A 1578-nucleotide genomic window follows, 5' to 3' on the forward strand; every position below is an offset into this window, starting at 1 on the left:
GTCAAAGGCACTACCGCTGTTGTATTGTGAGTAGATAGCTATGGTAGGAGTAAAGAAGCTGAAAGAGATGAGATTGAACCCTTGTAGAAGTGTCGTAAACAACTTTAGTATTGTCAAAATCGAGGGATGGGCGGTCTTGCGAGACAGAACTTGACGAGCGTAACCTAAAATATTGGTCAAGTGGCAATCGGCATAAAGAGGGCAGGAGCTTTACTTACGGCTCAATTACGGAACAGGAGAAGCTAATTAGTAGTGCAAAAATACCACAACCCCGAAGGGCAAGGTAGAAAGTAGCAATACTATTAATTAGTGGCGGATTAGTCCGTAGTAGCGATGAAATTTCTGTAATGGAAACGGAGCAAAGGGACTAACTTAACAGTTTTAACTTGGATTACAACTAAAGAAATTTAGGATGATTTTCGAGGAGAAACAAAAGTCGCAACCGATAGAGAAGCGACAGGTATGGGAAGCCTTTAAAAAGGTTAAAAGTAACAAAGGAGCAACTGGAGTTGATAAATTATCAATCCGGGAAGTTTCCGCACGCCCTATGAAATACTTGTATCCAGTATGGAATAGGTTAGCTAGTGGCAGTTATTTTCCCCAACCTGTGCGAGAGGTAGAAATACCCAAAGCAGATGGGCGTATCAGGAAGTTAGGCATACCAACGGTACAAGACCGAACGGCTCAAATGGTAATACGGGAAGAATTAGAACAGATTGTAGATAAACAATTTAGCAAAAATTCTTTTGGCTATCGCCCCAATAAATCAGCCCATCAAGCCATTACACAATGCAGGGAAAACTGTATGAAAATGGATTGGGCAATTGATTTGGACATCAAAAGTTTTTTTGATGAGATAGACCACGATTTGATGCTCAAAGCATTGGGTCATTTTACCAATAAGAAGCACATTCACTTGTATGTAAAACGTTGGTTACAGGCTTCAGTCCAAAAGAAAGACGGTACTATTTATCCACGAAGCAAAGGCACACCGCAAGGAGGAGTAATAAGTCCATTATTGGCAAACATTTTCTTGCACGTAGTTTTTGATAAATGGATAGAGCAACACCACCCCGAAGTAAAGTTTGAACGATATGCTGATGACATCATTATTCATTGCCAAAACTTCAAACAAGCGATGCGGACGTTGGAAGCCGTAAAAGCCAGATTTAAGCAATGCAAATTGCAGATAAAAGAGGGCAAGAGCAATATAGTATATTGCAAACGCAACCAAAAGAAGCATCCACCATTTAAGGTTCATTATGTAACGTTCGATTTTCTCGGATTTACATTCAAGCCACGAATGGTAAAAGGTTACTTCGGAAACTTTCATTTGGGTTTTACGCCCTCGATTAGTCGTAAGAGTCAGAAACGTATCAATCAGATTTTGTTTAAGTTAAAACTCCATCGTATGGTTCATTTACGCCTGCCCGACTTGGCAGGCATTATAGCGGACAGCGTACGAGGATGGATTTACTATTATGGCAAAGTCAGGATGAGTGAACTGCATTATGTGTTCCGTTTTTTGAATAAGCGACTTGCCAAATGGGTACGTAACAAATATCGGAGATTTAGGCG

1 protein-coding gene is annotated in these 1578 nt (G+C 40.4%); it reads left to right on the forward strand.

Translation table 11 applies throughout. From position 1 onward, the window contains the following. Positions 1 to 412: 412 nt before the first annotated feature. The coding region (gene ltrA / locus BFP75_RS10425; RefSeq protein WP_099545327.1) for a group II intron reverse transcriptase/maturase at positions 413 to 1578 on the forward strand (1166 nt) is incomplete at its 3' end.

The organism is Maribacter sp. 4G9, from assembly GCF_002742265.1.
GTDB lineage: Bacteria > Bacteroidota > Bacteroidia > Flavobacteriales > Flavobacteriaceae > Maribacter.